General features: G+C 35.8%; 23 protein-coding genes. 6 read left to right on the top strand and 17 right to left on the bottom strand.

The window, feature by feature from the left end:
- Positions 1-61: 61 nt before the first annotated feature.
- Entirely contained in the window at positions 62-346 is a 285-nt protein-coding gene (locus AC4PID_RS09155) for a hypothetical protein (protein WP_492135268.1), read from the bottom strand.
- Between the two features lie 181 nt (positions 347-527).
- Here AC4PID_RS09155 and AC4PID_RS09150 point away from each other — a divergent pair, with 181 nt between their 5' ends.
- Positions 528-1,886, top strand: coding sequence for a M20/M25/M40 family metallo-hydrolase (locus AC4PID_RS09150; protein ID WP_492135267.1), 1,359 nt, complete (start codon positions 528-530; stop codon positions 1,884-1,886).
- A 129-nt stretch (positions 1,887-2,015) separates the two neighbouring features.
- On the opposite strand, the gene AC4PID_RS09145 is transcribed toward AC4PID_RS09150, so the two are convergent.
- From AC4PID_RS09145 to AC4PID_RS09120, 6 genes are all read right to left on the bottom strand, one after another.
- Positions 2,016-2,741, bottom strand: a complete 726-nt coding sequence (locus tag AC4PID_RS09145) for a glycosyltransferase (RefSeq protein ID WP_492135266.1) — start codon at positions 2,739-2,741, stop codon at positions 2,016-2,018.
- Between the two features lie 117 nt (positions 2,742-2,858).
- Complete coding sequence (locus AC4PID_RS09140; protein WP_492135265.1) at positions 2,859-4,730, bottom strand: glycoside hydrolase family 3 protein; 1,872 nt, start codon at positions 4,728-4,730, stop codon at positions 2,859-2,861.
- A gap of 96 nt (positions 4,731-4,826) precedes the next feature.
- Positions 4,827-5,270 carry a hypothetical protein gene (locus AC4PID_RS09135; protein WP_492135264.1) on the bottom strand — a complete coding sequence of 148 codons (444 nt, stop codon included), beginning with the start codon at positions 5,268-5,270 and terminating at the stop codon, positions 4,827-4,829.
- A gap of 70 nt (positions 5,271-5,340) precedes the next feature.
- On the bottom strand, positions 5,341-6,048 hold the full coding sequence (locus AC4PID_RS09130) for a B3/B4 domain-containing protein (protein WP_492135263.1): 708 nt from the start codon (positions 6,046-6,048) through the stop codon (positions 5,341-5,343).
- A 94-nt stretch (positions 6,049-6,142) separates the two neighbouring features.
- The gene (locus AC4PID_RS09125; protein WP_492135262.1) at positions 6,143-7,399 is read right to left on the bottom strand and encodes an anaerobic sulfatase maturase; all 1,257 of its coding nucleotides are present in this window, start codon (positions 7,397-7,399) and stop codon (positions 6,143-6,145) included.
- 93 nt (positions 7,400-7,492) lie between these two features.
- A complete protein-coding gene (locus AC4PID_RS09120; protein ID WP_492135261.1) occupies positions 7,493-9,805 on the bottom strand; it encodes a sulfatase-like hydrolase/transferase in 2,313 nt (770 codons plus the stop codon).
- Between the two features lie 158 nt (positions 9,806-9,963).
- Here AC4PID_RS09120 and AC4PID_RS09115 point away from each other — a divergent pair, with 158 nt between their 5' ends.
- Positions 9,964-11,352 carry a PucR family transcriptional regulator gene (locus tag AC4PID_RS09115; protein WP_492135260.1) on the top strand — a complete coding sequence of 463 codons (1,389 nt, stop codon included), beginning with the start codon at positions 9,964-9,966 and terminating at the stop codon, positions 11,350-11,352.
- Positions 11,353-11,537: 185 nt separating this feature from the next.
- On the opposite strand, the gene AC4PID_RS09110 is transcribed toward AC4PID_RS09115, so the two are convergent.
- The gene (locus AC4PID_RS09110; RefSeq protein ID WP_492135259.1) at positions 11,538-12,989 is read right to left on the bottom strand and encodes a flotillin family protein; all 1,452 of its coding nucleotides are present in this window, start codon (positions 12,987-12,989) and stop codon (positions 11,538-11,540) included.
- A gap of 358 nt (positions 12,990-13,347) precedes the next feature.
- Between AC4PID_RS09110 and AC4PID_RS09105 the strand changes: the two genes are divergently transcribed.
- From AC4PID_RS09105 to panF, 3 genes are all read left to right on the top strand, one after another.
- Positions 13,348-13,815, top strand: a complete 468-nt coding sequence (locus tag AC4PID_RS09105; RefSeq protein WP_492135258.1) for a DUF2798 domain-containing protein — start codon at positions 13,348-13,350, stop codon at positions 13,813-13,815.
- Positions 13,816-14,133: 318 nt separating this feature from the next.
- Complete coding sequence (locus tag AC4PID_RS09100; RefSeq protein ID WP_492135257.1) at positions 14,134-14,415, top strand: YhdT family protein; 282 nt, start codon at positions 14,134-14,136, stop codon at positions 14,413-14,415.
- A complete protein-coding gene (panF, locus tag AC4PID_RS09095) occupies positions 14,408-15,859 on the top strand; it encodes a sodium/pantothenate symporter (RefSeq protein WP_492135256.1) in 1,452 nt (483 codons plus the stop codon). Before AC4PID_RS09100 ends, panF begins: the two co-directional genes overlap by 8 nt.
- A gap of 209 nt (positions 15,860-16,068) precedes the next feature.
- On the opposite strand, the gene AC4PID_RS09090 is transcribed toward panF, so the two are convergent.
- The gene (locus tag AC4PID_RS09090; RefSeq protein WP_492135255.1) at positions 16,069-16,437 is read right to left on the bottom strand and encodes a winged helix-turn-helix transcriptional regulator; all 369 of its coding nucleotides are present in this window, start codon (positions 16,435-16,437) and stop codon (positions 16,069-16,071) included.
- Between the two features lie 139 nt (positions 16,438-16,576).
- Here AC4PID_RS09090 and AC4PID_RS09085 point away from each other — a divergent pair, with 139 nt between their 5' ends.
- Entirely contained in the window at positions 16,577-17,449 is an 873-nt protein-coding gene (locus tag AC4PID_RS09085) for an SDR family oxidoreductase (RefSeq protein WP_492135254.1), read from the top strand.
- 473 nt (positions 17,450-17,922) lie between these two features.
- On the opposite strand, the gene AC4PID_RS09080 is transcribed toward AC4PID_RS09085, so the two are convergent.
- The 8 genes from AC4PID_RS09080 to AC4PID_RS09045 all read right to left on the bottom strand — a co-directional run bounded on the left by AC4PID_RS09080 (position 17,923) and on the right by AC4PID_RS09045 (position 26,225).
- A complete protein-coding gene (locus tag AC4PID_RS09080; protein ID WP_492135253.1) occupies positions 17,923-20,307 on the bottom strand; it encodes an AAA family ATPase in 2,385 nt (794 codons plus the stop codon).
- Positions 20,294-21,007, bottom strand: a complete 714-nt coding sequence (locus AC4PID_RS09075; protein WP_492135252.1) for an ABC-three component system middle component 1 — start codon at positions 21,005-21,007, stop codon at positions 20,294-20,296. Before AC4PID_RS09075 ends, AC4PID_RS09080 begins: the two co-directional genes overlap by 14 nt.
- Before the next feature lies 1 nt (position 21,008).
- Entirely contained in the window at positions 21,009-22,475 is a 1,467-nt protein-coding gene (locus tag AC4PID_RS09070; RefSeq protein ID WP_492135251.1) for a hypothetical protein, read from the bottom strand.
- Positions 22,476-22,592: 117 nt separating this feature from the next.
- Positions 22,593-23,072, bottom strand: coding sequence for a 23S rRNA (pseudouridine(1915)-N(3))-methyltransferase RlmH (rlmH, locus tag AC4PID_RS09065; protein WP_492135250.1), 480 nt, complete (start codon positions 23,070-23,072; stop codon positions 22,593-22,595).
- Between the two features lie 244 nt (positions 23,073-23,316).
- Positions 23,317-23,514, bottom strand: a complete 198-nt coding sequence (locus AC4PID_RS09060; RefSeq protein ID WP_492135249.1) for a hypothetical protein — start codon at positions 23,512-23,514, stop codon at positions 23,317-23,319.
- 117 nt (positions 23,515-23,631) lie between these two features.
- Positions 23,632-24,057 carry an HNH endonuclease gene (locus AC4PID_RS09055; protein ID WP_492135248.1) on the bottom strand — a complete coding sequence of 142 codons (426 nt, stop codon included), beginning with the start codon at positions 24,055-24,057 and terminating at the stop codon, positions 23,632-23,634.
- Between the two features lie 2 nt (positions 24,058-24,059).
- The gene (locus AC4PID_RS09050) at positions 24,060-25,541 is read right to left on the bottom strand and encodes a metallophosphoesterase (RefSeq protein WP_492135247.1); all 1,482 of its coding nucleotides are present in this window, start codon (positions 25,539-25,541) and stop codon (positions 24,060-24,062) included.
- A gap of 87 nt (positions 25,542-25,628) precedes the next feature.
- A complete protein-coding gene (locus AC4PID_RS09045; RefSeq protein ID WP_492135246.1) occupies positions 25,629-26,225 on the bottom strand; it encodes a hypothetical protein in 597 nt (198 codons plus the stop codon).
- Positions 26,226-26,282: the final 57 nt, after the last annotated feature.

The raw sequence follows: 26,282 nt of genomic DNA, 5'->3' as shown, positions 1-26,282 counted from the left end.
ATCATGAATGTCTAGAATATGAGCTCTTATCATGTCTTTAATAAAACCCCCTTTTAGGTTTTCATCCGATGTAATGCCCATTTTTCAAAGATTCAAACGCGTCACTAGATTTCATGATTTTATCTCTGCAGATCAACTCATTCAAGAATGAAAGCTGCACATCAATATTATTAATTTGATAGATTACACCTGTCAGACCTGATTCTATGACTTGGCACACTAAATCATTTCTTTCATTGATTTCTGTTAGTTCTTCAATTTGAATACCTGTATGTTCAAGATTACCTATCACAAAATCACTTTCGCTTTGATCAAATGCGTTTAGATCTGCTTTTCTTTTATTCAATGATTTTACAGTCTCCTTTTTAATTGATTAAAATGAATTATTTTTTTACCCACATCCATTTTAATTATTACAATTAATTAATTTTTTCGCTGATTATTAAGAAAACAAAAAATCTTTATTCTGTCAAAAGAAGTAAACTATAGTTAACAGAATTATCTGACAATTATAAGCGGAGGTTTTTATGAAACAAAGAACGAAATATATAATTATTATAGCACTATTGGTCTTTGTTTTGGCGATCAGTGCTGGATGCAGCGTTAAGGAGACAGATGCACAGTCAAATAACACTACTGTATCATCCATTGAAGATGGATATGAGGTTGCTCTATTTGAACCTGAATTTTCAAGTGAACGCATGCTCGATACCATTAAATTATTGTCCTCAGAAGATAACGCACGCATCACTGGTTTTGAAGGGGAATCTGCCGCTGCAGATTATCTAATCGATCAACTCACTTCATTTGGACTTGAAGTATCTAAACAAAGCTTTCCAGTTAAAGCTTACGTCTGTGATCTATTAGAGCTAAAAGTGACAAGTGATTCAAATCGTGTATTAAGTGAGGCTAAAGCATTGAGCTACAGCGCCGCGACACCAGAAGGTGGCATCACCGCTGATATCGTACCACTGGGTATGGGTGCAGAAAGTGACTATGTTGGTCAAGATGTTAATGGTAAAATCGTACTGATGCAGCGGGGTGGAGAGTATTTTTATATTAAAACTGCAAGGGCGGCTAGCAAGGGAGCAGCAGCAGTCTTATTCTATGATCCTAACAGCGAAGGCGCTATTTCAGCGACTTTAACACAGCTTTCCAAAATCCCTGCTGTTAGTATCACTCGCGATGATGGTCAATCCTTTGAAAATGCAACGCGAGAAGGTAATACAGTATCAGTTTCACTCACAGTGGACATCACCTATGAAGATGCTACTTCAAGTAATATTATTGCACTTTATAAATCAGAGAATAATCCTGATGGTAAACGGATCATAGTCGGTGCACATTATGATGGTGTGGACACACCTGCAGCAAATGACAACGCCTCTGGTGCAGCAGCCATCGTTGAAATGGCAAAGGCTATCAGCGACGGGAAAGTCTCACTGCCTTATGATGTCGAGTTTATCGCATTCGGTGCTGAGGAAATTGGACTCGTCGGTTCTCATTACTATGTCGATCGTTTAACTAAAAAAGATAGAGATCAGATCGTAGCTATGCTAAATTTTGATATGGTTGGTGTTGGAGATAGCTTTGATCTCGGTTCTGCAGAAGGACTTGTGGCACCTAAATTAATCGGTATCGCACGTGATGCCTTAAAAGATATGGGCTATTTTCCAACGACATCTATGACCGATAGAAGTGATCATGCACCATTTGCTCAGGCTGGAATAGACGCTGTTTACATCCAAGTTGGACCTTTTCATGACTATCATACAGATTTAGATACCTTTGAGATGATCAATCCTGAGAGATTAGTGGAAGTATGTGCGCTAGGGACAGAGCTCATCGTGAAACGAATTCCCGATTTACTCATGTCTCAATACTAATCCCTATCGCAGTCAAACCATCACTTTTATCTAATATATAGGCAATATGCTCAAAACAGAAAGACATACAGAATAATGAAAGGCTTTATAGAAAGATTAGCCTTGCTTTATTCTGTATGTCTTATTTATTTATCTATAGTTATGTGTATTATACCACTGTTCACATTTTTTAGGATTTTCTCGAAGTGACTTATGCAAAAGTAAACCGCCTTGTAAAAATAAATCCTTGAACTTCAATTTTTTAAATTTACGAGATGAGGTTTTAATATAACCACGATATATATTGCAATATTTTAGTCCCTTTTCCCTACCTAAATCCCTTAACCTCAAAACAAAATCGATATCTTCAGCGGCATAAAATTTTTCGTTGAAGCCCTCTAACTCATCGAAAAACGTTCTCTTTGTGTATAACAGTACGCCACTTAATCCAATGATGTGAGTCGCAAGAACACTTGCAACGAATATAAGACTAAAAGTCAAGTTCCTTCTATCCAGTTTAAACTTTGTTCCCCCTCCAATATATTTGTTTGTCTGCATATATTTACAAATAAGATTGAACATATTTAAGCTAACTTCAGAATCAGCATCAAGAAAACACAGGACCTCACCAGAAGCATACCGAGCCCCTGTATTTCTAACTTTTGCAATGTTATGCACACTTTCATTTACGATTACGATGTCAAATTTGCTTGCGATTTCAACGGTTCTATCATTCGAATTATTATCTACAAGAATGATTTCTAGCAAATTTGTCTCTTTTTTTTCGAACTCTTTTTTTGCTTTCATAACTGAAAGCAGCATTTTTTCAATCAGCTGCTCTTCATTATATGCTGGAATAATCAAGGAAATTTTCATTACGGTCTCCACTTGGTTTAACTTTCAAATCATTGTTTAATTTACTTCATCTACTTAATCCCTACGTACTGTCCTTTTACAAAACAAATACATATTCAATATAAGCGACTATTCATTCTAGTGATTTGCATAACTCAACCCGTAACCAATCGGATACATCAGTTCAGCTTGCTCATTACCAATATCTTCGACACTTTTGTACCAAGGCATAGGAAGTTTACCGACAAACGCCTTTACACCTAGAAAAACATCTGCAACGCCTTGTCCTTCACTTCCAGGTAAAAAGCCCATAACCAGCCCATCCCATTGATTGACATAGTCATCGATAATGACTTCTCTTCCCGCTATTAACAAAGTAGCTATAGGTATGTTTTGCGCAATTGCCAGTTCTATCGCTGCTTTATTCTCAGGCGAAGCTAAGCTACCTGTGATGCTCATATCAGCGGTATCGCCATTCATTTCCGCATATGGCACTTCACTTAGTACGAGCAAGATTTTGTCCGCTTTTGAAGCTTGATTCACATCGGTTATAACCGTAACCCCTTGTTTTTCACCTAGGCTTTGTAAACCCTCCAATATGGTCGTACCAGTTGTCAGTGGATAGCCTGCAATATCAGGAGACCCTTGCCAATAGATCGTCCAACCACCGCACTGAATTCCCATATTATCGGCTCCCGGACCAAACACTAAAATGGTCTCACCCTTTTTAAATGGTAAGATTTCATCCTCATTTTTTAAAAGGACCAACGATTTGCTCACAAGCTCAGAAGCGACTTGTCGCGCATCTGTATCGCCTAAAGCCTTATCAGTTAGTGCTTGTTGTGTAAGATAAGGATCTTCAAACAGACCCGAATCGAATTTAACTGTCAATATGCGACTGACAGCATCGTCTATCCTTGCCATTGAAATCTTACCGTTTTCCACATTTGTTACAATAGCCTCTATCGATCTTAACCATTCGTTCGGCTCCATCAGCATATCTACACCTGCATTGATAGAAAGCTGCACTTGATCGTTAAAATCTGTCCCTGCCTCTAACAAGTGAATGGCTTCCCAGTCAGATACCACAAAGCCTTTAAATCCTAGCTCGTTCTTTAATACATCTGTTAGCAAGTACTTGTGACTGTGCATCGGTTCGCCATTGAAACTACTAAAGGATGCCATTGCCACAGGTACGCCATTTTTCACGAGTTCTTTATAGGGCTCTAAGTAGATCGCTCTTAGCATTTCTTCTGACATTTGTGCATCCCCTCTATCGATAAGGTTACCACCACTGCCTGTTCCAAAGGTAACACCGCCATCTGCCACATAATGCTTCGCTGTCGCTATGACACCCGACTCTTTTAAACCTTCAAAATAAGCATTCCCTAGCTCAGTTACGATACTGGGGTCTGTAGAGTAAGATTCATAGGTTCTCCCCCATCTTGGATCACTGGCAATCGCCACACATGGTGAGAAGTTCCAAATTATCTTTGTCAGCTTCATTTCATCCGCAACGATTTTAGCCATTTCCTTTACAAGTATAGGGTCATTTGCAGCACCTAAACCAATGTTATGCGGAAAAACAACTGCTCCCTTTACGTTTGAGTGTCCATGAACCGCATCGATTCCATAGAGCATCGGAATCTTTAAATCGCGTAACAAAATCGCATCCTGATACTGTGCCATCATCGTTTCCCAGTCCTCAACTGTTCCATCACCGGGCACGCTACCGCCACCACTTAACACAGAGCCAAGGCCATATTCTTTTAAGTCTTTGCTCGTTACCGCATTACGTTCGCCTTGAACCATCTGTGCCGCTTTGTCTTCAAGCGTCATTCTACCTAAAAGGTCAACTACACGCTCAGCTGTTGACCTCGTTGAATCAAGGTATACCGCTTCTGCTTGCTCACTACTCACATTTGGATTTGGTGTATTTGTCTGTTTGGAGCACCCTGCTAGACTGATTATTGCAACTATGATTATAAATAATATGAATGATTTTTTCATATGGTCTCCTCGAACACTAATAGTTGATTATGCGATTGATTTTATACTGTTTTTTAATTGACTCCATAATAATTTTACTGTATTAAATGACATGAATCATGAACCGACCTTATTCAAAATATCGTTATATAAAAAATCACTTTTATTGATAATTATCAAATTTAGCCATGGTATCGTTGCAAATAAGATTGCAAATAAGATGAAGACAGGATTCATCGTCATCACCATTGCGATGGCTATTAAGGTTGAAATAAGAATTGAGCCGTAAACGATTCTTATGGAAGAAGGCTTTTTAACGATGTCGCCTTTCATATAGACGCCATCTGCTTCCTCGCTAATGATACCTTTAAATTCAAACATAGAGCTTCCTTTTGCTCTGCTACTAAGCACAAAGCTACCATCTGGAAAAACCTCACCACTGATTTGTCTTGAGTAGGTGGTTGCAAGAACTGGCTTTCCTTTGACGTCTCTACAGTTTTCCATACATTCTTCTTTTGTATTATATTTGGTTTTTATCGAAATATCATTTCGTTTTGGCAATTTGCCCTCCAATCTTCTTAAGGATTGATTCATAATACAGTTAAAATATTCAGGTTAAATGATTGAGCCACTACACGTCAAACTCAATACTAGGATTGTCTTTATTTACTATAAACCTTTGATAAGTTCCATCAAATCGCTCTTCAATATACTTACCCAAAGTATCTAGAGCGCACACCAATGAACCGTTTTCACTTTCATCAAACCCCACGAGTTGAAAGAAGACATCTTTTGTATCTAAAGTCATTTTACCCAGTTCACTTTGTCTCCAAATCCACTTTCTCGTCTGAACGATATCACCACTTGTAAATACTAATTCTCCTGCTTCAACTGGTTCGTACGCATCTGCTCCAAATGGTAAGAATTGCTCTGTTCCTTTGCTAAAACATACACTTAAATCCTCATGTAGATCTCTGAGATCGTGACCACCTAAGGAAATTTGATTCTGTAGGGAAACGACATTACACAAATCAACAAGTGCATTGATATTGGGAAGTGGATTTCCTTTTAATACCCTTTTGAGCATTGCCTCTGTGGATACGGTATATTTATTAGGGTTTAGACCCGCTTTTTCCATGGTTTCACGATAATCTTGTATATTTGGTACACTTCTTAATGCCTCTTCGTGAATGGCTTGTCTTACGTTATTTTCAGCATCTCTAAGTAAAGTAACATCTGATGACGTTGATTCACTATTATTAAGGCCTTTTCCGATTAAGATTCCAAACTGCAATCTAGGATTTAAATCAAATACATCCGGTTGAATGGTATACTTCATATGTGCCTCCTTTAGTAATCATTTTATTTTCTATAATATATCAAAAAACTGATTTAAACTACATAAATTGATTTTTACTTAATTTGTTACAAGCTTAATCTTTTATCACGATAATAGGTCCTTTGCTTACTTCCATTACCCTAGAGACAGGAAGTTTATTTTCAATAAGTTTCACCATGACCTTCATATAAGGATGAATGTGATGAAAAAATTTTTTATAATCAGAGCACAGATAATTTAAGCCGTATTCACCATCATTTGTAATTTCAAAACGATGTCTAGGACATTCGCCATTACAGGCAAATTTGACTTCACAACTTTGACATTGATTGGGTAGTGATTCAACTTTAGCTTTACCGAAGGCAATCTGTCTAGGCTTATCTATAATTGTTTTAAGATTATCTTCAATGACATTGCCAAGTCTATATTCTGGATAGACATAGTGATCACAGGCAAATAAATCGCCATTGCTCTCTATTGCTAACGCCCTACCACAGGTCTTGGAAAATATGCAGATGGTCGAAGGCAATCCCAGCCAAGGTTCAAGTGCCCATTCGAAATTCATAATAAAAATTTTACCTACATCATTTTGAACCCAATGATTGAAAATTTCAATTAAAAAAGCACCATATTCACCCTTAAGGACACTAAAAGAGGTAATTTGATGGTGTTGAGATGCCTGTTTTTTATGTGCAGGAGTGGCGTGCTTCAATCCGATTTGAGTCTCACTTATGTTAGCTGTTCGTTCTACAATAGGAGTAAACTGAATATATTTCACACCTATTCCTTTTAAAAAGTCATAAATCTGAAGTCCGTATCCAGCCGATGCATGGCTTACACAAACCAAAGCGTTGTAATGAATTCCATGCTTATTAAAAAGTTCAATAGCATTAATGACGCGACTTGCTGTGGCTTGTCCCTTCAAGTCTTTCCTATAAAAATCATTAATGTAATCCGGTCCATCTATGCTAATTCCCATGAGGATGTTATTTGCTTTGATAAATTGGCACCAGTCTTCATCTATAAGAGTACCATTGGTTTGAATAGAATTTATAATGGTTTTATCACCAGAATATTTACGCTGATATTGAATCACTTTTTTAAAATAATCTATACCAAGTAAAGTGGGTTCACCGCCTTGCCAAACGAACTGAATCTCAGGTATATTTTGAGATTGAATGTAATTTTTTATAAACGCATCAAGAACTTGATCCGACATTTTTGAACTTTCCGTTTTAGGAAAAAGTTCGGACTTTTCTGTATAAAAACAATAGTTGCAGTCTAGATTACAAAGAGGGCCAATTGGCTTCGCTAAAATATGAAAACCTGATCCGATTTCAGTTAAATTCATCATTCACCTCTGATTTGATTAATTTTGTGAAGAAAGCGTCTTAAACTCTCTTCAACTTGTAAGAGGCTTAAGACGCTATTCAAAATAAATATATTAATGATTAATGTTTACCGGAATAAATGGCTTAAGATCGAATTTGACATAATCAAATTCACCTGTAAACACAAAATCTCCGAAATCCTTATAAAGTACTTCTGTTGCCTTGTACTGATCTCTACCGATATCAAGGCCTTCAAGTGTAAGGTTAATTGCAGTTTTAAAATCAGATTCTCCCACTAATTGATTATTGATATAGAGTTTACCTTTACCGCCCTCCATACTTGTTCGTGTGAAGTCAAATTTGAATTCACTTTTACCAAGAGGTACATTAATGTCAGATGTAATTCTAGTGTAATCACCATATTTATTGTAGACGAAGGTAAGTTTGTTGTTCATTACATAAAGCGAGTAGCCACCCATTTCATCTCCCATTGCAACAAGCACACCTTGATCTTCCTTAGAATTGATTGTTACGGGTACAGTTATTGTAAAATGACTGGTGTTTACACTTGGTGTAGCTTTAACATTTATAGTATTAACTCCAGGGTAGTATTTAAAGGTTTTTCTATCTGCAGCAGACCCTGATTGAGTATATCCCATATCTTTTGGCGTTACTTCCTTATACGGATGAATATTTTTACGATAAGCCTCTTTTTCAAATAACGCTTTGAGTTCTTCAAGCTTTTCAGGATATATTTTTGAAACATCAAGTGATTCAGTAAAATCTTCTTTTACATTGAAGAGCTTCCATTCGTCTGAATCAAAGCTAGTTCCAAGGATATGAATGGCTTCTGCCTTCCATCCATCACTGTAAATTGCTCTTTTTGGTGATACGTAGGTGATGGCAGTACGTGGCGCTTCTAAAACATTTTCATCACTAAAAGTGTAAGTAAAGCTCTTACCATGCATTGCCATTTGATTAACGCCATTAATTCTTAGAGGGATATCTGCATTTACCATTTCAAGTACAGTTGGTGTGATATCTGTAACGTTGACATATTGATTTCTAATCGTACCTTTATCTAAGATGCCATTTTCCCAGGAAATAATAAGCGGATTTCTTAGTGCTCCTGCAGCTGTTGAGCCTTTATAACCAGCAAAAGGTGTGTTGGATACTTGTGCCCAACCTTTTGGATAGAGTGCTTGCATTTCTGGGCCACCAATTAAATCATATTTTGGCATTAAGTCTTCAACTGTTGCTATTCGTCCACCGAAAGCACTGAAAAAGCTATCCGTTCCATCAGGTCCGCCCTCAGGTGAAGCACCGTTGTCGCCTAATATAACAAAAATAGTATTATCATACTCGCCAACAGATTTTAAATGTGAGATCAGTTTTCCAATTTCTTCATCCGCTTGTGTGATATAGCCGGCATAGTTTTCCATAAATTTTATATACAGCTTTTTTTGTTCATCGGATAAAGTATCCCATGCTTTTACAGTTGGATCTGCTGGAGCAAGTTTTGCATCTGATGGTATTATGCCGAGTTCTTTTTGTTTTTCAAAACGGTCTAATCGGATTTGATCCCAGCCTTTATCATAAACTCCCTTATATGCATCTGCATAATTTTGAGGAACTTGCTGAGGTGAATGACCAGTTCCAAATGCAAAGTTTAGAAAAAAGCCTTTCTCAGGATATATAGAGGCATGATCTGTGATGTATTGTTTTGCATGTGCTAATAAATCGTCGTTTAAATTATAACCTTCAGTCGTTGGCGCTGTAACCATCTCATTACCATTAACGAGTTGAGGTGTGTATTGGTCAGTTTCACCATCCATGAAACCATAGTAACGGTCAAAGCCCTTAGCTAATGGCCAGTAGTCAAATGGTCCAGCAGGAGTTACGGTATTAACTGGTGCAATATGCCATTTCCCCACACCATAAGAGCTATAGTCATTGGTTTTTAAAATCTCTGATATTAGTGCCGCACTTGGTGTTACCCCACCCTGTAAACCAGGACGGTCCATTTCCATTGAAACGTTAGCAACATGACCAACGCCAACCGCATTATTATCACGACCAGTTAATAAAGAAGCTCTTGTTGCAGAAGAAAGAGGACATGCATTAAAGTTGGTATATCTTAATCCATTTTCTGCCAATAAATCGATGTTTGGTGTTTTAATTTCAGAACCATAGCTCCCAAGGTCGGAGAATCCAATGTCGTCTAAGATGATATAGACGATGTTTGTATCATCTGCATTCTTAGTGACATTTTGAGTAATATTATTTTTATCAGTGCTAACGGGACTTGCTTGTGAATCATTTGATTCAGCGAAGGCACTTGATGACATTGGCGTTACAAGCGCCAAAACAGAGCCAAGTACTATCGCTCTTTTCGCAAGATTTTTACATGCAAAACTAAATTTCATTTAACTTTTCCCCCTTTTGTAATATGATAAATATATTATCTTACAAGGAAAAGTTTATCTATTTATGTACATGAAAACAATGGACATAAGTTGGAAAAAGGAACAATGTTTTTGTGCAATTGCACAATGGCTGATTGACTATAAAGGAGTGGTTTATAATGAATGGGTTAATTGAAAATATTAAAAAAGACTTGAGCATTGTAGAAGCGACACACATTTTTTTCCAAGCATTGGCCAATGGTTGTGACATCCAAGAAATTGTTGATATTGCAAGCAAAATTATGGGAAATCCTCTGTTTGTCCGAGATAATTTTTTTAAAATCTTAGCCCATACTAAAGATGCTATCGTAGATGACTATATTTGGAATGAAGAAATAGTTCAATTGGGCTATCAAAACTACAAAAGCTTTCAGTACCTCTCAAAAAAAGGTCTCTTGGAAAGTATGGAAAAAGCTAAAGATCCGATTTGCTTCTTGGATCGTGGTATTGAATCACATCTTGAAAAAGCAAAATTATTTGATACTTATGAAGGAAATTATCCATATTATAAATTTATAGCGGATGGAATAGAAGAAAAAAAAGTTATAATACCAAGAATTTGGTCAAACATCATTAAGCATAATAAATCCATGGGTCAGGTAATCGTCTTAGAGGCATTCCAACCTTTTAAACAAGCTGATTTTGAGATGATGAGACTCATAAGTCAAGTAATTGCTCTAGTCGTTCAGAACAACAGAGATTACGATGAACTTGTGGACACTTACCGGGATAAGTTATTTATCGATTTAATTCAAGGTAAAATTAAAGATAAAATGATTATCGAAGAAAGATTGAGATTTATTGAATGGCGTCAATATAATCATTTACAGGTAATCACCATTACAAATGACAAGAATTCCATATCCAATATACCCTTTAACTACGTCAATGGGTTCTTTCTCGATATTTTCCCAAAGTCGTTTTGTATTAAATATGTAGGCTATGTTATCGTCATTCTTCAGCGAGATCCAAAACGTGATTTCAGTGAAAAGCAATTAGTACAATTAAATCAATTTATGGAGGATACTGGATTATATTGCGGCTTAAGTCGAATATTCACAGACCTTTTCGATTTGAAAAAGTATTTCAAGCAATCACTTCTTGCTTTGAAAAATAGTCGAAAAAAGACTGGTAAAAATGCTGTGAACTTTTACGATGACGCAACCCTGGAATACGTCTTTAACATCTGCTCAAAAGTAGAACCGCTTAAAGATCTATGTCATCCTGCCATCTTTGAGCTATGGGATTACGATCATGAGCATGGCACGTCCTATTTAAACACTTTATATTCATACATTATTAATTTTGGAAAGACCACAGAAATTTCTCAGAAAGAGCATCTCCATCGAAATACGCTTTATTATCGCATTGGAAAGATTGAAGAAATCATTAAACTAAAGTTAACGAACCTTGATGATTTTTTTCTCATTTATTTTTCATTTAGAATATTAGAATATATTGATGATGATATCTTTCAACCGTTTAAACATCATTCAAAGTCTATTTAATCAGTATACAATACTAAAATATTAAAGAAAGCTTTTGTTTAAAGTGTAAAAAACGACATTACACAAATCCACACATGTGGTTGTGGCTTTGATTTAAATAGAAAAACTGATTTCTAATTCTGAAATCAGTTTTTCTTGTAATATTTCTTGTTTTTACTTCCTGTTTTATTTCCTTTCATATTTCTTTATTTCTTAGTTATTTCCTCATAATCCGGTTGTGCCACTTTGCCACCGATAAATGCGGATATTAATCCTTTAACATCTAGTCCAGTTGCATCGGTTACGCCGTTCATGATTTGTGACATCGACTTAGTGATATCACCCACCAATTTTGCATTATTACCTTCACCGTACATCGTAATCGAATCGATGTTTTCCAGTGGTTTTGCGACATTCGCTGCAATTTCAGGAAGGACTTTAAAGAACATTTCAAGAACAGCAGCTTCTTCCATCTTCTTCATCGCTTCAGCTTTTGCATCCACCCCTTTTGCTTCCGCAAGTCCCTTCGCTTGAATACCGTCCGCTTCTGCCATCATATATGCCTTTTGCGCTTCAGCATCCTGTTTCTTCGCAAAAGCATTGGCTTCTGCCGTTGCTTTAAGTGCAAGTGCTTCATTTTCAGCTTTGACTTTTTCAGCTTCAGAGTTTCTTTGAACTTCGTAAAGCTTTGCATCTGCTGCTTTTTCCTTTGAATATTTATCTGCATCCGCTTTTTTACGAACGGTTGCATCCAGTTCTCTTTCCATAATTTGAACCGCACGCTCTTTGAGTTCAATTTCTTTTTCCTGTTTTGCAAGGTTCGCATTTGCTGTCGTAATCTCTATCGTACGACGTTGCTCTTCTTCTTGAATTCTATAAGCGGCATCTGCTTGCGCTTTTTTTGTATCTGATTCTTGCTTTAACTCCGCTTTCTTAATTTCAAGCTGATTGTTTTTTACTGCGATCTCTTCTTGTGAAGCCACTTCTGCATCGTTTGCTTCTTTGTTGGCCATCGCCTGAGCAATCTTTACGTCTCTTTCAGCTTCAGCCTTAACGATTTTTGCATTCTTTTGAATCTTAGCCACGTTATCGATACCGAGGTCATTGATAACCCCTTCGCGGTCCGCAAAGTTTTGAACGTTGAACGATACGATTTCAAGACCGAGCTTTCGCATGTCAGGAACCGCATTTTGCTGAACTTTCTCAGAGAACTTTTGACGATCGGAAATCATATTGGTAAGCGACATCGTACCTACGATTTCACGTATGTTACCTTCCAAAACATCCTGTACCATATTGCGGATGTAATCTTCATTTTTGTTGAGGAAGTTTTCGCTGGCTTTTGTCAGCAGCTCTGTTTCAGATGATATTTTTACAGTTACCACCGAGTCTACTAAAACATTGATAAACTCTTGTGTCGGTACCGCTTCACTGGTTTTTACATCTATCTTCATTGCTCTCAGCGTCAGCTTGTCTTTTCTTTCGAAAAATGGAATCATGATTGCCGCTTTACCGATAACCACCTTCGGCGTTTTCTTGAGACCAGATATGATAATCGCCTCATCTGGTGATGCTTTTATGTAACCCGTCATTAAAATAGCGACCACAATTGCAATTACCGGAATCGCAATCGAAGCAAAAGTAATTAAAGTGCCCATAGTATGTACCTCCAAAATAGTATGTTTTATGTCGTTACTTTCATTTTACTGATTTTCCCATTATAAATATAGTGTTTTTTACTATTATTATAAATATTGCGGTGTTATTGGTATTTTTAGCTTCAAATCAGTACGTTATACTCAAACCTCAAATTACTAAAGTATTGCTAATTGAGCAAGCTAATGTTAAAATAATCAAGCAATTGAATATTGAAACTTAGATGAAAATGGTAGTGAAAATGATGACAGAAGGTCAATCGTAGCGAAAGTTATGTATTGGCCAGCTGTCTTTTTTATTGCCATTTTTTGTATTTAAGTGTTCTATTTAAAATTATTTATGAAGAAAAAGGAGAAACAAATGCCAGTTAACAAGAGAGAAAGTCTTATTTTTACTATTTTGATGTGCGCTTTTATGGTTTATGTCATGACCCTTTACAACATCGCAATGGTCAAAGGGGTGTCTACAACGCTGTTTAGCGAGGCATGGCTTGAGTTTCACATCGCTTATGCGGTCGCATTTATATCCGATTGGTTCATTTGGGGCAAGCCAGCTAAAAAAATTGCCTTCAAAATCATCGGACAAAATCCCCCTGTCTGGAAAATGGTCCTCGGCATTTCAGGTTGCATGGTGAGTGGCATGGTCGTTATCATGTCTCTCTTTGGCGCAATACATGCCGTAGGCTTTTCATCGCAAACGTTGATCGTATGGCTATTGAATATTCCAGCAAACTTTGTCGTTGCACTCCCATTACAGATACTGATCGCAGGACCAATCGTTCGATTTGTGTTTAGAGCTGTGTTTCCTATAGGGGTGATCATGGAATAAAGAACATTTCCCCAATCATCGGTAGCTGATGTTTGACTTATCCCACTCGCTACCGATCTATTTTACTCTGTATTGATTCCATTATAAAATTATGATATTATGCGATTGGATGATATCTTTATGAATCATACCTGCTAGAATACATTTTTTTAACATCATTCTGCTTTGAGCTTCGGCCAAAGACAGACCAAAACCATCGATTTTTGGTGGCTTTAAGTTTTACTTTATAAACGATTCTAAGCAGGTGTAGTTAGACATTTAGGTCTCGATCTACATCTTTTTTTATTGCCTTTTTGATTATTAATGAGGAGAATAGCTATGAATTTCAAGGAAAAAAACAAACAGATCAATAAAGAAGCCCTCATCACCGTTGGACTCTACGTTATATTTTTCATCTGGTGGTTTGCCTTTGCTTATGGCCTAGGGCTAAAAGACGTTTCTGAATACAACTATATTTTAGGGTTTCCTGCGTGGTTCTTTTTTAGCTGTATCTTAGGATATGTATTTATTTCAGCACTTCTTGCTATTGTCGTAAAAAGGTACTTTAAAGACATCCCATTTGAAGATGACGCAAACGACAAGGAGGATCGCCATGAATAATCTTATGATTTTAATCCCTATGATCGTCTACCTCTTTTCTATGTTGGCGATCGCATTTTATACAAACTCACGTGCTTCAAATAACGGCAACTTCCTAGAGAATTACTTCATTGGAGGGCGTTCAATGGGGGGATTTGTTCTTGCCATGACTTTGATCGCCACATACTCAAGTGCAAGTAGCTTCATCGGTGGCCCTGGCGTCGCTTATTCAAGAGGCTATGCTTGGATTTTACTCTCAATGATACAAGTGCCAACGGCCTTTTTAACCCTTGGTGTCCTCGGTAAAAAATTCGCCATTATCTCTAGAAAGATCAATGCGGTTACCGTCACTGATTATCTAAAGAAACGCTATGACAATCATTTCATAGCCGTTTCTACCTCTATCGCGATGATCGTTTTCTTTGCCGCTGCAATGGTGGCACAATTCATCGGTGGTGCGAAGCTATTTGAAGCGGTAACCGGCTATTCCTATATCACTGGTCTCGTCATCTTTGGCATCTCAGTAATTATCTATACGACCATTGGCGGTTTTAAAGCGGTGGCAATAACCGACGCCATACAAGGTGTCGTCATGGTGCTTGCAACGATATTTCTCTTAGTAGCCGTCATTCATGCAGGTGGTGGTATGGATAACATCACTGCAAAAATGATCGTTGAAAATCCAGACGCCTTGACACCTACAGCAGGTGGCAAAGTTCCTATTCCATACATTCTATCCTTTTGGGTGCTCGTTGGCTTTGCTGTGCTTGGCTTACCTCAAACCACTGTCAGATGTATGGGCTTTAAGGACTCAAAGTCACTTCACAGTGCCATGATCATCGGTACAGTAGTGGTTGGATTTTTGATGCTCGGCATGCATTTGGTTGGTGCTTTGGGCGCATATGTCGTTCCTGGTCTTTCAGGGGATAGTGCCATCCCTGGTATCACAATTAAAGTATTACCACCTATCTTAACAGGGATCTTTATCGCAGGCCCACTTGCAGCGATTATGTCTACAGTAGACTCTATGCTTATTTTAGCTTCTGCCTCGATCATCAAAGATCTTTATCTCAGCTATGGTAAAGGGAATTTGAAAGCGAAGCACTTAAACCGTATCAGCTTTGTAACCACAGCGATCATTGGCCTAATCGTCTTTATCTTCGCGATTAAGCCACCTTCAATAATCGTTTGGATTAATCTCTTTGCCTTCGGCGGACTAGAAGCCGCTTTCTTCTGGCCAACACTGCTGGGCCTTTACTGGAAAAGAGCAAACGCAACAGGCGCTATTCTATCCATCGTTACAGGTATCGCCGCCTTCTTTTACTTTACCATCCAAGGCATACAGGTATTCGGTACTCATCCAATCGTACCTACCTTATTCATCGCCTTGATCGCATTCTTAATTGGTTCATTCTTTGGAAAAGCGAATTCGGAAGAGACGATTAAGTTGTTTTGGGAAAGTTGATCAGTTGAATGTGTGATAAAAATCTTATGAAAGTAAATTAGCGATGCATATAAAAAGAACTCATATTATTAGCTTGATATAAAAAGCTAAATAGTATGAGTTCTTTTCTATTATTCGTAATTACTGCTTTATACAGATTTATACGAATTATTGCATCATACGAATTACAATTTCACACTTAAGAATTCCTCTTTCACACTTAAAATTCACTATTTTACACTTAATAATTCCTCTTTCTTGCTGATCGCATATTTCTTTCCCCACTCTCCCATACTTTCGAGTATCGGAATAAACTGCTTTCCTGCAGCGGTCAATGAGTACTCAACTTTAGGCGGTACCTCCTGATACACCTTGCGGTTGATCATTTGATCTTTTTCAAGCTCCCTAAGCTGACTGGTTAGTATCCCTTTCGATATCCCAGGTACTAGTCTCTGAAGCTCGCCGAAGCGTCTTGTCTCTCTAAGATGCCATAAAATTATAATTTTCCATTTTCCTGCAATGATGTTTTGTGTTTCTGTTACTGGACATACTGTAACTTGTTCTTCAGGAATCTTTCCTGTGAATGAAGTACGAGCCATTTAATCACCTTCTTTTTCTATTGGTTATATTTTTATGACTAGGTCATAAAAATGTGCCTACTTTTAAAAATCCGCCTAAGGATATAATATAATATTACAAACAATAAAACAACTACCCTATTAAGAGGAGGCATAAAAAATGAAAATATTAGTAACAGGCGCGACAGGAAAACTAGGCTCAAAGGTCGTTGAATCACTACTTAAAACTTTACCGGCAAATCAATTGGCCGTTAGTGTTCGTAATCCAGAGAAAGCAGAAGGACTTCGTGCTCGTGGCGTGGAAGTTCGCCAAGGTGATTTTGACCATCCAGAAACTCTAGATACTGCATTTGCAGGAATTGATCGTTTATTAATTATCTCTGCTGATGGCGATAATGATACCAGAACCCGTCAACACGCAAATGCAGTTCAAGCTGCAGAGCGTGCAAGTGTAAAATTTATTGCTTATACAAGCATCGTCAATGCAACTGAAAGCAAGAATTTATTTGCACCTACTCATGTGGCAACAGAAGCAGCAATCCTTAAAACCGGTATCCCATATGCATTCCTACGCAACAATTGGTATTTAGAAAATGAAATTGGAAGTATTCAAGGTGTTATGTCAGGTGCACCATGGGTAACCTCTGCAGGAAATGGAAAAGTCGGTTGGTCACTACAACAAGATTACGCTGAGGCTGCAGCTGCTGTACTTCTCGGTAGCGGTCATGAAAATACGGTGTATGAATTTTCTGGCAAGCCTTTAACCCAAGAAGAACTGGTATCTGAACTTCAAACGGTATTGGGTAAAGAAATTTCTGTACAGCAAGTGAGTGATGAAAAATACGCAGAGATTATGAAGGGATTGGGTTTACCTGATTTTGTCATCCCGATCGTATTGGGCATTCAAGAAAGTATTCGAAATGGTTCACTTGACGTTGTAAGTGATGATCTTGAGAAGGTTCTTGGTAGATCGGCTACGCCTATTAAGGATGCGTTGGCGCAACTGGTTGATCATGTTTCTAAAATGAATTAGGATCTATGGGTGACAAAAGAATTGTAAAATGTAGAATGGTTGATAATCTGGTGATATTGATTTATTGTTAAGGAAATTGTAGTTTCTTGACTAGATTACTGTAATTGAAAATTTTTTCTTTAACTGACCTAGCCATATTGTGCTACTTAAAAATGCCATACAAAAGTCTTTCGTACAAGACTTTTGTATGGCATTTAGATTTTTTGTCCTTTATGGAAGACTTTTGTTAACTATATTGGCTTATCATCCAAAATGCAGCTTTGATGTTAGGTAGCGGTTATTTGGGAAATTATTGAACTACTATATAGAACATAATTTTTTTAATACTAAATATGAATTTTATTTATAATACGGTTCACCGTTTAACGCCATTATGCATTTTTTTCTTGTACTATTCAATTATGCTTTTCAATTTGAACTACCTGTATAATGACTATTAAAAAGTCATGGTTAAGAAACTTTAAACTTTTGGATTAATCTGTTGCTAATGGATAAAATTCATTTTGTACATTAAGATTTCTACACTCTTTACCTGCCTTGCTATATTTATAGCACATATAACCTGCAGTAGTATCGTCATGCGTAGATATCAAAATTTGTGTATCTATAAATTCTTTCCTCAGTATTTCAGTTAAGGACGCAATGTTAATATCATCCATTGACTGACATGGATCATCAATCATAAAAAAGTCCAATTTTGAGGCTCTTATTTTTCGAAAAGCAAGAATGATAGATATATTCATAACTGCTTTTTGACCTGAACTAAACTTATTCACAATATCATGTCCAGATATATTAGCATCTGTGGTTAATTTAAATTGTGTTACATTATTTTCATTCTTTCCTGTAGTACAATACACACCTAATCCATTTTGATGAGTCTGTAAAAGTTTACCACTATAGATATAGAGAGGTATTTCTATAAATCTAATCAAATCACTCAAATATTGATTCTTTGCACTTTTTACACTATCCAATATTTTAGATAACTTAATCCTTCTTATGTGCATATCTTTCAGTCTCTGATACTCCTTCTTGTAATCATTTAAATCTTTTGAGTATTTATTGAATTGCTTTCTTAAATTATACCAATGAAGTAAATCTCTTTTTTTCTTCAATTTTTCTTCTAATTTGTCTTTACCGATCTCTTGAATTCTCTGTAATAACTTTCTATTTCCATCCAAAATCATTAGTTCATTTTCATCCAGCTTTCCATCAGTTAGCAAAAGAGTATTTTGGGCTAATGCTGCCTCTAAGGAGGATATAATATTCTTAGTAAAGATTTCAAGCTTTTCAGCATTAACATCTTCGCTGTTCTCTTGCAAAAACCAATCTTTTTCAATAAGAAACTTAAGACGCATTAAATAATCATTATATTTCTTTATATCCCTATCAATAGTTACAATTCTATCATAGATTTCTTTTTCTACACTTATTTCTTTAATACTATTTAGTATATCTTTTTTCAAAAGAAGCAGATTGTTATCTAAGTTTTTTTGAAGCTCATGAGAATTATTATCCAAACTAACAATAATATCATTATATAACTTCTGATATTCATTAATCACATCAAATAATGATTTTTCACTTTCTGAGTAATTACAACCACATAATGGACATACATCAGAAAACAAATCTATTACAATATCCTTATTTGATATCAATTGATTTCGTATATTCTTGACACTTTGATAAATTTTCTCTTTATCTGACTTCATTTTATCTAGGGCTTTTGAATTCTCTCTAACAACAGTTATCCTGTCAATTAATTCCGCTTCTAAGTAAAGTTCATCTATCTCAGTATGTAAAATAGATTCATTATCTTTAACAAATTGAAGAATATACTCTTTTTTCAAGTAATTAACTTGATAAGTTTTTAAATCTTGACGATATAAATCGTACACAACTATATTCTTAATAATTTCAACTTGTTTTAAAAGCTTATTAATTCCCTCAATACTGTCATGTGCAACATAACGTTCTATACCAGTATTTAATGAACTTAACTCATCTAGCACTTTTATATATTCATCAAAGTTTTCTTCAGGTGAATATGTATTCTTATCCCAGACCAATTTATTATCATTAAAAACACTAAAATCCTCCGGTTTTTCCCCTATAGCCTCTTCTTGCTTTTGAGAAATACTCTTTTTTAATAAATTTAAGCTTTCAGTCGTAATTTTTATTTCATTTATAACCTTTTCACTCTCATTTTTATAACTTTCAAAATACTCTTCATAATCCGTTTCTATAAAATTATTAACAAAATTTACTCTTTCTTTATTACTTTTAAAAAGCAAGTTTGACGTCTGCTCTTGCCTCAAAAAATTTGCTTTTAACCACTCATCAAAATTCTTCTCACCAAAAATTTTGGCCACTTCATCTAATTGAGTTTCTTCAATCAACTTAAGGTCATACATCTTTTTAAATTTTTTATATTCAAATTTTTCCTCGATTAAATATAATTTGAAATTTTTATCTCCATTTATTAAATCTGCTTCCGTACAAGCTTTTACATTTTCATTAAATCTAATTAACGTAATATATTCACATTCAGTAACGTTCTTTAGTTCTAACGCCAATAATGACTCTTCATTCAGTTTATTAATCGAGATGTGTTCAGTATATTTTCTTGTTGTATCTTTAAAAGAAAAGATTTCTATTCTTCCGTTTAATATAAATTCTATTGCTTGAAATATTGATGTTTTACCATAGCCATTATATCCTGAAAGCATCATGAAATGAATTGGAGTCCCTTCGCTGTTCGTAAAAGGAACTTTCAACGGTGGATTTGATGGCTTGAATGGTTTAAAATTACTTATATATAAATTATTAATCATAAACTTACAATTTTTCATCAATTCTCACCGCCTTCATGCTTTGTTCTATTTCCAACAAAATACTATCATCTACATCGATCATTTCCAAAATCTCGTCTATAGAACTCTTCTTACCAAATTGATTAACTATACTTTCGAATAATTGATTATTTATTTCATTCACATGAATTTTGATATAGTCAAGTAGTGATTTATCTAGTGTATCTATATCTGCTAATGTTAAGAAAGCAAACTTTATAAACATCCTTGATAAAAGTTTATAGCCTATATTACCAGTTTTAGCTTCCTCAAATTCTTTATAATCAACTAATATTCTATTCATTTGCTTAATTGAGAAATTACCATTAGTTAATTTATTTAATTCTTTTATTTCCGATTTGGTATACCAAAAAAAGAATTTCTTATAATATAAATTATTTTCTTCAATTCTAAATATTAAATTATATTCCTCTGTATTAAAATCATTTTCTACTTCTGATATGACAATAAGATAGAGATTCGACTTCTGTGCTTTTGTTAATAAATTCGAATCAAAAATTTCGTTTGAACAAAGGTTAACTATATCTGTATAAAGCCCATCATATAATCCTTTTATGTATAAAAGAATATATGTTTCTGAACAATCATTAATATAAGTTTTTGTTTCGAAATCTCCCCAAATTGTATCAAACAACATAAACTTATGCTCATAAAACAAATTATTAATTATCTCTTTCATTTTACACCTCTAGATTGTCTTTCTTTATATATTTAATTGGTAACAAATCCATAAAAGTTGGTTCTGAACCTTCATATTGAAATTCTGTATTTTTTTTAATCTTAGTCTTCTCATAATCCAGTGTATCGGAGAAATTTTTAGTTAATATTTGACTATACTCTTTATATACTTCAATATGTTCATTGATATTTTCTATTAACCTTGCTTTATTTCTACTATGGTCATCTGATATGTTGGCAGAAACAAATAATCGTTCATCCAAAGTTTTAATTTCAATAAAGTCATCTGTCTTAACACATTCAATCTTGTCCTTAAATTCTGTCAAAATATCTAAAATATAATATACTTTGTCTTCTGTCAATTTATTTTGGATATCTATCCGATCTACACCTTGTGTAGTCTTTGGATATTCAAGATTTAAGTTTTCAACCAATCTAATAAATTCCAAATCTGTAAATAAATTTATTGAACATATATTACATTGTTGCTCCCTGCACTCTTTACAGTGTAATGATATTTCTTTTAATAAATCCTCTCTAGCTTTATATACAAGATTACACCATAGTAGCCTAAGCTTATCTTCATTTAAAAACACTCTTCTTATATCCTCAAATGCTATATTGAATATTTCAGTCTTTTTGTTTTTGATGTTCATAAGCTTCTCGTACACATAAATATACAACGAATCATAAATATTTTCTGCAGTCAAAATATCATTTTTCTGAAGATAAGCTTTATCACACAACTTATTAATAATTGCAATTGAGCTAGACTTTATATTGGCTATTTCAAGCCTTTCAAACATTATTCGTTTTGAAAAGGTCGTATAGTCATCATCTTTACTAGCCAATTTATTTACTAAAACTCGAATATGATTTTTTTCAAAATCCCTACATTGATCTATTGTCAAATTATCATATTCAATGGCATTCATTATCATTATTTTTCTTATAATTCCTCTTATATTAGGAATAGTTGAGCTCGAAGTTTGAGAATTTTTAAGTCTTAAATTTTCTTTCCAATAATCAAGATTTATATTCTGCTGAAGTAAAATTAGTTCTTTCAGAATCAAATTATTAATAAATATTTCGTACCTTTCACTAAACAATTGTTGACTTATTGCTTCTAACTCAACAGATTTAACATCATCATATGCCAAATACCAAACACATCCGTCTTCAGATAGCTTATATTGAAGAATAAAATTATCTATTACTTCATTATAACTAGTTTGATTTAATGTTTTTTTTACTTGATATATTTTTTTAACTCCTTCTGTATCGATAATAACAAAATCTTCAAGCCACTCTATTTTCATATTAATATCCGTCAAATCACTTCTTCCTGATTCTAACTGGTTATATATGTATTCCAGTAATTTATAAGACGCTACTTCACCTTGATAATTATATCCTTGCCAACTTGGTATTGCATTTCGATTTTCATTATATAATGCTTCCATGTACATAACATTACTCTCCTATCATTTCCCCACAATATTTTTAGAATACTATCTAATAATATAATACTCCTTTTCACTGTACTAATTATTCAATTGACATTCTCTGCCTTCATAAACACCCACTCACTTATGATAAGGTTCCCCCTTCATAATCCGAAACCCACGATACACCTGCTCCAGCAGCACCACCTTCATCAGCTGATGTGGAAACGTCATCTTCGAAAATGACAGCGCAAAGTTAGACCGCTTCATCACCGCATCGGAAAGCCCCAAGCTCCCACCTATGATGAACACCACATCGGAGTTTCCCTCAAGTCCTAGGTTAGATAGCTTTTCTGAAAGCTCCTCTGAAGTCAGTTGCTTCCCTTTGATCTCTAAGGTGATCACATACTGCGAATCCTTCACCTTACTTAAGATCCGCTCGCCTTCTTTGTCCTTGATTTGTTCCATCTCTTTATCTGAAAGCGTCTCTGGGGCTTTTTCATCTGCCACCTCTATCTGAGTCAGCGTGCAGTATTTGGTTAGACGCTTGGCGTATTCCTCTATCGCACCTGTAAAATACTTCTCTTTAATTTTTCCAACAGTGATCAATGTAATTCTCATCGTTTCTCCTAAACTTTTATATGTTAAACTTTGAAACTAACTTTGGTAAATTCTACCTTTATTCCCGTTATCCTTAAGATATAACAAAAGCCTTGCAGATGCAAGGCTTAAGAACACTACTACACTATAAATTTATTAAACCATCCAGATCATACTTTCCTAAATGAACGATTTTATTTATCACAGAAACGAATAACTTATTTATTCCTTATTAATTCCTTATTATTTCCTTATGACTTCCTCACTATTTTCTAGCCAAAACCTCTTTAGCAAAAGCGTTAACATCTTCAACCACAACTAACTCTTCGTTGATTAAACCAAATGCTTTACCCGAAGCATCTGTACAGTTGTCAACACAACCTAACTCAACTTCGATACCCTCTAATTGAGATTTTAACACGTCAACATCCATGTTTGAACAGCACTTACAAACCTTAACCATATCATTACTCCTCAAAAATATATTTTAGACAACAAACGTTGCCTCATTATTATATACCCCCAAGGGGTATTAGTCAATAATATGCTAAAGTCCACAAACGGCATCAATTAAGTGTCATTAGACCTCTCCATACCGCACCAGCTTCACCACGCGATTGTCCTTTATCAACACCCTAAACCCTCGCCCCTCAAACTGTGTGCCACTTTTAGAATGCTCTATCGTTCGCACATTGGGTAACAAACTGACGATAAACTCTTTTTCATGCTTTAGGCTCTGATCGAACACGACTTTTTCATCTGCTATCGCCCTTAAAAGCAGCTCGATATTGACCTCAATCCAATCCTTAGGCACCACACTTTTCTTAAACTTGTTGCACAGCTTACAAGACGCCACGAGATTATAGTACTCCTCCGTGCCGCCAAGACTCCTAGGATAGTAATGGTCAAGCGTCATCTTTCCAGGCTTTAGAAGCTTTCCGCAATGATAACAGTGTCCGCCCTCGCGCTCAAATATATAGAGTTGAATCGTCCTTTTATAAACCATGCTCACCTCAAATCGCCTTCATAAAAGTTATCGTCCGAAGTATCTAATAACATGGATTCGACGTATCCGCTTAAAAACCCTTCTTTTTCCTGTGTCCAAAGGGCGTAGCCTTTTCCGTTTCGAATCGCTTCCTTTCTCTCTTCATCGCTATCCGTTCCGGCGAAATACGCTTCGTTAAGATCTGCGAATACACTGAGCATCGCGTCTACTTCCTCTTGTGAATGCGTTTTTAGTAGCGAGGCATCGATTAAAGCCACAGAATCCGCTCTAAATTTAAGCTCTGCATTCGTCTCAAAGGCATTCAAAAATGCAAGTTTTTCATCACTATCGAGTTCATGTGCAAGGAGATAACTCGCCATATTCACCCACTGTGTCTGGTAAATTACTCGATCACTAGAGACCTTTGCCACACCGTAGGTCTGAGGGTATTGAATCAAGCTGCCACTGACTACTTCAGTAAATACAGAGTCAAGGTTGGTATCTTCTGAAAGTTTCACCGAAACGATGTCTTGAATGTGGATATGTCCTGAAAAATTCAGCTTTATCCCCAACTTATTGATCACTTCTAGCCCTCGCTCCGCGTGATCTATGACAAACCCTTTGTCATGTACCGGTGAGTGCGAAACTAGATTGTGATGGGAGCTAGATATCACCGTCGCACCTTCTGGCGCTTCTACCTTGATCTCTTGAGCCACTTCATCTAGCCACTTTAAAGTCTCTGGCCTTATGTCTCCTGACTTAACTGGATAACCAAGGCTTTGATTGTCTTCATACTTACAGGTATCCAGCATCAAAAGATAATAATCCTTATCCAGCTGAATCACATAGCTTAGTGAGTTTGGATCCCTAGACCAAGCCTCATCGTAACCAAATGCGCCATAGATCGAAGCAAACTCATCTGGTGTGACACTCTCTGCCACAACCTGTTTCCCTGAACTAAAATCTCTTGCATAGGGGTTATCAATATCATGATTGCCAGGGATGACAAACACACGAGTTCCCGTTTTCGCCTCAAGTGCTTTCAGCTGATCTGCAAGCCACTGGTGAGAAGCCTTCTCGCCATGTGTGGTCAAATCGCCTGATAAAATCAAAATATCCGTATTCACCTTTTCAAGCATGGCACCAATAATCTCCGGTGCATACTGAATCAACTTACCATCACCACTTGCAACAAATGCGTCGAATACCGAGTTATCCCCCATAAAATCAGGAGCAAGCACGTGTAAATCTGAGGCAATAGTCAGCGAATATCGTTCATCTGCAAAATCAGTTACAGAGGGATTGCCCGCTTCAGATGTTTGCTCGTCAGTTGTTTGTTCATCATTCTCAGGCATATTGTTTTCATTGCTTGAAACATTTTCTGAAGCTTGATCGTCATTAGTAGCCTGAAGGTTACTGGTAATTCCGCAGCCAGATAATATAAAAATTACAAGCGTTGTTAGTACTACTATTTGAATCCAATTTTTAAACTTTTTTTCAATCATTTATATTCCTTTTCTATAAAAATACCTGCTTTCAGCGTAGAAAACTCTAGAAAGCAGGTACAGATTACATCATTTAAGAACAAATAATTACTCGCTTATAGTCCATTCATTTGCGGGTATTTTCAAATAAGTGTATTTATTATATGCATCATTTGGTGTGACATTTGTATAATACTCTGTCAATACAAGATGATCTTCATCGTCAAACATCACCACATAACGACCACCCCAAGGCGACTCAAGTGCATTTTTATAGTTATCTTGATTGATTTCATCATAGTCATAATAACAATAAGCACCATCAAGTACATAATATTTATCAGCAGATGAGTAGCCTTCATTTTCATTTAAAGATGTTGTAATGATATAAAGTCGATTTTCAGTAACCTCTAAGAAGTAAATTGGATATTCTGAAACATCCTCAACCTCACCATTTTCATCTCTTTCAAGCATTCGCCAATACCCTACAAAGGTTTCAGCTTCAATCGGTTCTATTCCTTTTCCAGGATCAAAATCGGATGTAGCTGTGGATGTTTCTTCTAATTTAGATTCTGTTTCCGCCTTAATATCTGACGAATTTTCCTCATTAATTTTAGAAGTATTCACTTCTTTAGAACACCCAACAATTACAAATAGACTAATAACGAATAAAACTGTTAAGCTCCTAATTACACTAATTTTCATAGACACCTCCCCATAGATATCTCAGATCTAAGTAGCTTAATTTTACCACTTAAATGG

This window comes from Fusibacter sp. QWL-12, from assembly GCF_058683495.1.
Note: the sequence above shows the minus strand (reverse complement) of the source record. Positions and strands in the feature narration are given on the sequence as shown.

Coding starts and splice junctions, on each gene's coding strand:
- AC4PID_RS09075 (WP_492135252.1), bottom strand. CDS start 21,007: ATGAAAGAGATAATTAATAATTTGTTTTATGAGCATAAGTTTATGTTG.
- AC4PID_RS09115 (WP_492135260.1), top strand. CDS start 9,964: ATGAATGGGTTAATTGAAAATATTAAAAAAGACTTGAGCATTGTAGAA.
- rlmH (WP_492135250.1), bottom strand. CDS start 23,072: ATGAGAATTACATTGATCACTGTTGGAAAAATTAAAGAGAAGTATTTT.
- AC4PID_RS09100 (WP_492135257.1), top strand. CDS start 14,134: ATGAATTTCAAGGAAAAAAACAAACAGATCAATAAAGAAGCCCTCATC.
- AC4PID_RS09090 (WP_492135255.1), bottom strand. CDS start 16,437: ATGGCTCGTACTTCATTCACAGGAAAGATTCCTGAAGAACAAGTTACA.
- AC4PID_RS09080 (WP_492135253.1), bottom strand. CDS start 20,307: ATGAAAAATTGTAAGTTTATGATTAATAATTTATATATAAGTAATTTT.
- AC4PID_RS09110 (WP_492135259.1), bottom strand. CDS start 12,989: ATGGGCACTTTAATTACTTTTGCTTCGATTGCGATTCCGGTAATTGCA.
- panF (WP_492135256.1), top strand. CDS start 14,408: ATGAATAATCTTATGATTTTAATCCCTATGATCGTCTACCTCTTTTCT.
- AC4PID_RS09105 (WP_492135258.1), top strand. CDS start 13,348: ATGCCAGTTAACAAGAGAGAAAGTCTTATTTTTACTATTTTGATGTGC.
- AC4PID_RS09045 (WP_492135246.1), bottom strand. CDS start 26,225: ATGAAAATTAGTGTAATTAGGAGCTTAACAGTTTTATTCGTTATTAGT.
- AC4PID_RS09060 (WP_492135249.1), bottom strand. CDS start 23,514: ATGGTTAAGGTTTGTAAGTGCTGTTCAAACATGGATGTTGACGTGTTA.
- AC4PID_RS09125 (WP_492135262.1), bottom strand. CDS start 7,399: ATGAATTTAACTGAAATCGGATCAGGTTTTCATATTTTAGCGAAGCCA.
- AC4PID_RS09145 (WP_492135266.1), bottom strand. CDS start 2,741: ATGAAAATTTCCTTGATTATTCCAGCATATAATGAAGAGCAGCTGATT.
- AC4PID_RS09085 (WP_492135254.1), top strand. CDS start 16,577: ATGAAAATATTAGTAACAGGCGCGACAGGAAAACTAGGCTCAAAGGTC.
- AC4PID_RS09055 (WP_492135248.1), bottom strand. CDS start 24,057: ATGGTTTATAAAAGGACGATTCAACTCTATATATTTGAGCGCGAGGGC.
- AC4PID_RS09070 (WP_492135251.1), bottom strand. CDS start 22,475: ATGTACATGGAAGCATTATATAATGAAAATCGAAATGCAATACCAAGT.
- AC4PID_RS09150 (WP_492135267.1), top strand. CDS start 528: ATGAAACAAAGAACGAAATATATAATTATTATAGCACTATTGGTCTTT.
- AC4PID_RS09140 (WP_492135265.1), bottom strand. CDS start 4,730: ATGAAAAAATCATTCATATTATTTATAATCATAGTTGCAATAATCAGT.
- AC4PID_RS09050 (WP_492135247.1), bottom strand. CDS start 25,541: ATGATTGAAAAAAAGTTTAAAAATTGGATTCAAATAGTAGTACTAACA.
- AC4PID_RS09120 (WP_492135261.1), bottom strand. CDS start 9,805: ATGAAATTTAGTTTTGCATGTAAAAATCTTGCGAAAAGAGCGATAGTA.
- AC4PID_RS09130 (WP_492135263.1), bottom strand. CDS start 6,048: ATGAAGTATACCATTCAACCGGATGTATTTGATTTAAATCCTAGATTG.